The 6402-nt window shown below is 49.6% G+C and carries 3 protein-coding genes and 2 pseudogenes; 2 read left to right on the forward strand and 3 right to left on the reverse strand.

Annotated elements, in window-relative coordinates:
- Nucleotides 1–880: 880 nt before the first annotated feature.
- Together ACJROR_RS12835 and ACJROR_RS12840 are read left to right on the forward strand one after the other, a co-directional pair.
- Nucleotides 881–1291 (forward strand): annotated as a pseudogene (locus tag ACJROR_RS12835) (flagellin); the annotation flags it as partial.
- Nucleotides 1292–2146: 855 nt separating this feature from the next.
- A pseudogene (locus ACJROR_RS12840) lies at nt 2147–2398 on the forward strand (flagellin); the annotation flags it as partial.
- A gap of 290 nt (nt 2399–2688) precedes the next feature.
- On the opposite strand, the gene ACJROR_RS12845 reads toward ACJROR_RS12840, so the two are convergent.
- The 3 genes from ACJROR_RS12845 to ACJROR_RS12855 all read right to left on the reverse strand — a co-directional run.
- Entirely contained in the window at nt 2689–5631 is a 2943-nt protein-coding gene (locus ACJROR_RS12845; RefSeq protein WP_406547409.1) for a hypothetical protein, read from the reverse strand.
- 24 nt (nt 5632–5655) lie between these two features.
- Nucleotides 5656–6150, reverse strand: a complete 495-nt coding sequence (locus ACJROR_RS12850) for a DUF4143 domain-containing protein (RefSeq protein ID WP_406547410.1) — start codon at nt 6148–6150, stop codon at nt 5656–5658.
- 30 nt (nt 6151–6180) lie between these two features.
- A partial coding sequence (locus ACJROR_RS12855) for a hypothetical protein (protein WP_406547411.1) occupies nt 6181–6402 on the reverse strand: 222 nt, incomplete at its 5' end.

Here is a 6402-nt window from a genome sequence, read left to right on the forward strand (position 1 = left end):
AATCCAAAGCACCTTGCCGAGACGTTCCACTACAACCCTTTTGGAGTGATTGCCTTTGTGATTTCCTTTCGGATTGGGCTTATAGGCATTTTTAACCAAAGAGGCCGATCCAGAAATAATAACATTATCATCATTTCTCACAATATTACGATAATTGATTATCATGCAACCCCCATAAAATTAGCAAAAGCCGCTGCTCGTTGAATGCTCATTTGAGCATTCAATATAATACAGCAAAAATAAATAAAGCGCAACATGATTTTGCATTAAAATTTAATTATTTTTATGAGAAAAGCACTTGACAAAATTAAAAGAATCGAATATGACTTAATAAATAATTTGCACGACAGGATTTTTGGCAATCTCGAAGGGATGGTGTGTGTAAAAGCCTTTACAGCTAAAGGTTTGCAGAGATTGTGTGATTAATGGAGATATTTTTATTATAGAAATGTTGTGGGGAGCATAATATTATGATAGAGTACCGGGCAAGGTAATATCACTTTTATAATTGAAGAGAGGTTGCCTACATGTCAACTGCACACATTCTCTCCTGAGATGGTATGTGTGCCCAAAACTTTTTCGATTTTCGGATTATTTTCTGAGCATAGCGATTCTCAATAGCTTTGGCTGTTACGCGGCAAGCTGCCTCTGATGCCTCTTTAAGCATGGTGAAGCAACGGCGCGGTGAAGGATCGGGCAGGGAAGATCCTTGCAGAAAGTGTAATCCCAAAATGCCTGCAGGATCACCAAAGCAGAATCCTGTGATAAAGAGCAGCTAAAAAATCCAGTAATCCTGCCGCTAACAGATAAAGCTTTGGTCGAAAAGCATCAGATTTTCAGAAACAGGCGTTTTGGGCATTCAGACACGGGAGATGGGACAATGGCTTTATACGTCAAAACCAACGTTTCATCGTTGAATGCCAGAAGAAACCTTGAAAAATCAGGCGCTTCTCTTGACACCGCCTTCAAGAGACTGGCCTCCGGTCTCAGGATCAACAGCGCCAAAGATGATGCCGCCGGTCTTCAGATTTCGGACAGACTCACCTCCCAGATCAACGGTCTTAACCAGGGTAACCGCAATGCCCAGGACGGCATCTCCTTCTGTCAGACTGCCGAAGGGGCTCTGGATGAGATGACCAATATGTACCAGCGCATCCGGACACTGGCTATTCAGGCCGCCAACGGCACCAATTCAGATCAGGATCGCGCGGCCATTCAGGCAGAGGTTTCACAGCTCTGTCAGGAAATCACCAGAATCGGCGAAGACACCACCTTCGGCGGCGAGCACATCCTGAATAAATCCCTCACCGCTCCCACGGCATTTCAGGTGGGGGCCAATGCCAATGAGACCATCAGCGTTGATCTCACCTCTGGGTTTCGGCTGGATGATGTGTTTGAGAAGCTTTATAACGAAGCCGATGCCGCCGGACGCGCCGAACTTGCGAGCGAAGGCATTTCCAGAAAAGTCAGTTATGACAGCGGCAATCCGCCGGCTTTTACCGTAACGGCTGATTATTCTGCCGAACCCGGAGAGTATACTGTCAGCGTAAAGAAGGTGTCAGATTATTCAAGGGTTGATAAAAATGTTCTTAAAGAACAGCAATTTGGGGCGGGAACCATTACTTTTACTTCGAATTTGAGATCCTTTACCATGCAGGTAGAGGAAGGCGATACAATTGGCGATCTTTACGATAAGTACCATAGCCAAATATATAATGCAAATCTGGGCTTCATGCTGTTTAGCAATTCCCTTGAACCTGATATTTATCAAATTCATTTTTATTCCCCTGATTATGGTGATGCTAATCGGCCATTTTCAGCCACTGTTACCGGGGACGACAGTCTGAATTTTTTTGAATTTAATGTTGCTGCTGATTCTGAAGTGGGGGACAGATCCAACGACTGGATAATTTGCAGAGTTGCCCAGGATACGGTGATTGAAATAGACGGGGAAGAATTGCGTAACAGTAATTCAGATTGGATTTTTTATCCGGAGATTATCAGGCCATACGATATTTATGATGAAGACAGAGGCTTGCATGTTCAGGCAAAGCACTCCTGCAGCGATGTCGTAGTTACCGTGGAATCACTGTGCGACTTTTCGGTAGATACCCCGGAGTCTGCCCAGAACCTCATCGGAGTTGTGGATAAGTTTATCGCCGCCATTGACAGCAAAAGGGCGGAGCTTGGAGCCGTGCAGAACCGGCTGGAATCCTCCATCAGAAATCAGAGCAACGTGGCCGAAAACGTCTCCGCCGCCAGAAGCCGGATCCGGGATGCCGACTTTGCCGCCGAAACCGCCGCCATGACCCAGCAGAATATCCTGCAGCAGGCCTCCCAGAGCATTCTCAGTCAGGCAAACCAGAGACCGCAGAATGTGCTGTCCCTTCTTCAGTAGGGCGGGACGGTGATTACCCCCCCGTGCCATTACGGTCGGCCGGCATGGTCAGTAATGATGCCTTCAGGGCACACTGACTTGGGGATAACCCAGACCGCTTGCTGAAAAGTTAGTCCCTGCCATAGTTTTAAGGCCATCCTCCGGGATGGCTTTGCTGTTTCCGGATCCGCAATCCGCAAGAAACCGCGAGAACAATAACGGCATGGCAGCGGGGCCCGGGAAAGCGGGAACCGGAAGGATCGTTCCCGAAGTCCGCCCCGGCTGCCGCGTCTCTCTTTGAGAAGCCCGGATTACGATGCTCCGTCCGCTTCCGGATTCTCAGGAGCTTGTTCCTCGCTTATTCCGGTATCCGGCTCTTTGATAATGCCGTAGTCCCGGGCCAGCTTTTCCGCCGTATTAACAGCAGCCGCAACGAAGCTTTTCAGGAACTTTCCGGGGCCGGCAGCAGCGATGGCTTCTTCTGTTTCTATCATTATGTCATCATTTTTATTATGCTCCCGGCCGTTTCTGAGGAGAGTGATGAGCTTGTAGAAATGTTTGCTGACGCCGTACTGATCATAAATCAGATCCGGGTTTTCTTTTTTGTACCAATGGCGAATGATAGAGCCCTTGTCATCATAGGCATCGTCCGCCTCATCCAGATGGAGCACGTTTTCGGCAATGCTTTTGTAGCCCTCGTAAAGGAAGAACAGGGCTCTTACCAGCTCCCGGTGGCTGCCCTTGGAGAGGGCGGCTTTGGCCTTTTCAATGCAGAAGGCGGTTCTTTCCCCGGTCAGGCGGTTGCTTTCGATAATGCGGAAATAGCTGCTGAGCTCCCGGTACAGCACCTTGACGAAGGGCGGGCAGTTATCTTCGTTCGCGGAATCCCGGAAGAATGCAATAATGTCCCGGCCGGTTTCGTAGGATTCCCGGAAGCAGCAGAGGTTTTCATAAAGAGAGCTCTGCCGGGCCTGCTCCGCCAGATCCGGACGATCGGCGAAGTCGGTTTTTAAAATTCTCTCCAGACAGATGAGATCCCGGTTTTCCTTGTACTTGGCGATATCCAGGGCGTCATAGAGGACGGCAGAAACGGCGGAGAGGGATCTCAGGTCTCCGTGAAGGAAGCCCTGATCCTCCAGCTGGGGATCCAGAATATGCCGGATCTTTCCGAGAATTTCCCGGGCCTGCTCCCGATCCTCCGGGGCGGGCAGATTTTTTAGCTCCTCATCATTCTTAAAGAGTCTGTTATTGGAAAGCCGTAGCATAGGGTGGGTCTCCCCCATGTCTCCGTACCAGATCTGCCGGAGCTGTACGTTCCTTCTGAGATAGGACAGCATGAAGAGGACAGAGGAAAAAATAATGGGAACATAGCGGTAGCAGTGGGTGATATCCAGAAACACGCTGGTGTTTTCGGGAATCCTGGCGCTGATCTTTTCCGCAATCAGCTCTGGTTTTTCCATAAGGTCGTTCAGGAGCACCACCTGAAACTCAAAGCCCAGATCCTGAGCCGCGATCTTGCCCAGCTCGTTAATGGTCTCCTGATCCTCCAGGGGCATTTCGGAAACGGGGCTGTCTTTTTCGGGGCCGGTGTCGCCGTAGCTTCCCAGGATATCCAGAATGTCCTGAAAACTCCCGGCCTTGTTTTTAAAGCATTCCTTAAGGGATTCGGCAGCCAGGTACCAGGCGCTGGATGCCGTGCCGCAAAGTACCAGCCGTTTCAGACGGTTCTTGTCCGAAAGATACTTTGCAAGGCCTGCTCCGGCAAATTTCATGGGTTTGAGCGTAATATCGGTTCCGTCATCCTGCTTCATGCGGTATTCCATGAGGTCGTAGCTGTCCCGGCCCACAAAGGATATCAGGGTGCCGGAACAGTCTTCGGCAGCGGCTGTTTCATCTTCGGGAACCAGCTCGGAAATGCAATTCCTGATGCTTTTCAGGAAGCGGAAACTTTGTTTTTCAGAACTGTTGAGATGATTGACGGAATTAAGGGTCATCTTGATGCGGGCTGCTTTGCCCGGATTCTCATCGTTCTCCAGGATCCTGACTGCGGTGAGAGAGGCATGGAGATAATCATTGATGCCGGAGTACATTTTTACCAGCTTTTTCAGATCGAAGTTCTTCCCGCTGCACCACGAGAGTCTTTCCGAGATGAGCCGTCTGAGATCCGGCTTTTCGGAGGCGATGGCCTTCTGAAAATCACGGAAGAGATCCCGGGCCCGGCTGTAAAAACCGAGACTTTCGCAGAATATGCCTTCCTCGGCGATGCCGCAGGCCCTGGGGGTAGACAGCAGGGGATACAGGTTTGCGAGTTCTCCGGAATAGCGGAAGGTACCCAGCCTTTCGGTGGTCTTGAAGAGGTCATCGCACAGGGAAAGATTTCTCATGTTGAATTTTTTGATATCAGCGGCCGAGGCTGGTGTCTGTGTCCGTGGCAGTTTTTTGGCCAGGAGGTCAAGAGCTTTGGCAAGCTCAGAAATGGCGTTAAGGTCGTCGTTTGCTCTGGAATCCCGCGCCGCAAGGTTGCAAAGGGCTCGGAGCTTCAGGGTATAGTGATCTTTCAGATGTATTTTCCGGGGCGGATCCGCAACTTCCGAACAGAAAATGTTCTTTATGGAAATCCGGGCCCCGCCCAGAAGCCGCAGACATTCCAGCGACAGGAAGGTCAGCACCGGCAGGAAGCGCAGTCCGCTGCTCATGTCGATATGGAATCTGAGCTTTCTTCTGCTGTCCGTTTCCCCGATGACATGCTCCTTGATATCCCTGATAAACGCGGCCTTGTCCTGTTCGGTGTTCAGGAATCTGGGTATGACAATGAATGTCACCGTAAGGTTTCCGCCGAGATCCTTGTTCAGGGCGTCTGCCAGTTTTCCCAGATCCTCCTCGGATGAAGATTCTGCGGGAAAGTACTTCTGAGCTTCGTTTGCAGCCGTATTCAGATCTTCGGAAAACAGCGGCGTATCGGGAATCACGGACTTTTGCGCCGTATTCCGGAATCCCTGTCTGAGGTAGCTCCCCGCGCATCTCCAGTTGCTCTGCATGGTTCCGGTGAAGACCACGATGTCAGGGGAGCATTTCTGTCTGATAAGCCGGGTCATTACGGCGCTTCCCGAAAAGCTGAAGCTCTCCGGAGGCAGGTCTTCAGCGCCGGTATTCTGAGGGGCAGGGGAGGCCTCGCAGTCATCAATGAAATCATAGGTGGCGGCGCTGTATGAGAGGTTTCCCAGAGCGCAAACCAGAATGTCGGTATCCTTCATATCGGCTCCTTCTTCTGTAACAAACTACAGTTCATCCATCAGGAGAAAATCCCGCAGCTTACAGTGATATACCGCGCTGGTGGAGTAATCAATCTCATCGTTTGTAATGATGTTTTTCTTCACAGTGTTATCAATCCCGGCAAAGGCGGAAAACTCCCTGTCATATGCTTTTTCTTCCGCCACGCTATAGGCGACCTGAATCAGGAAGATCTTGCCGTCTTTTTCAGCCCGGAAATCAATCTCCCGGCCTTTGCTGCAGTATACCGTGACATTAAAACCCAGGTAGATAAGTTCATTCAGCACGATATTTTCGAGGTTGTGAGTAAGGTCATAGCGATTCCCGGATACCCGGATGCTGTTTAGTGAAACATCTTCGTCATAAAGCTTGAAATAATAGTTCAGCTTTGCTTTTGCCTTTGGAGAATAGAGCGGGACATCTTCAATGACATACGCTTCCTTCAGATAATCAAGATACTTGATGACAGTCGGAACAGAAACGGATATGTTCTGCCCTTTCATATAATCGGAAATGGACTTGGCACTGCAAATTCAAGCATTCGAAGTGAGAATAAAATCGGTGATTCTTTCAAAGACGTCTTTCTTTCTGATGCTGTACCTGTTTTCCAGATCATTGCAGATGACAGTGGTGTTCAGATCGTTAAGATATCGTTTCATGGCATCGTTACCCATCTGCTCCAGCGTGCCTGGAAAGCCGCCCCAGACAAGGTAGTCACTGATTCCGAAAGAACGTCCTAACTGACTGGCATACTC

The sequence above is a fragment of the Succinimonas sp. genome (genome assembly GCF_045225735.1).
Taxonomy (GTDB): Bacteria; Pseudomonadota; Gammaproteobacteria; order Enterobacterales; family Succinivibrionaceae; genus Succinimonas.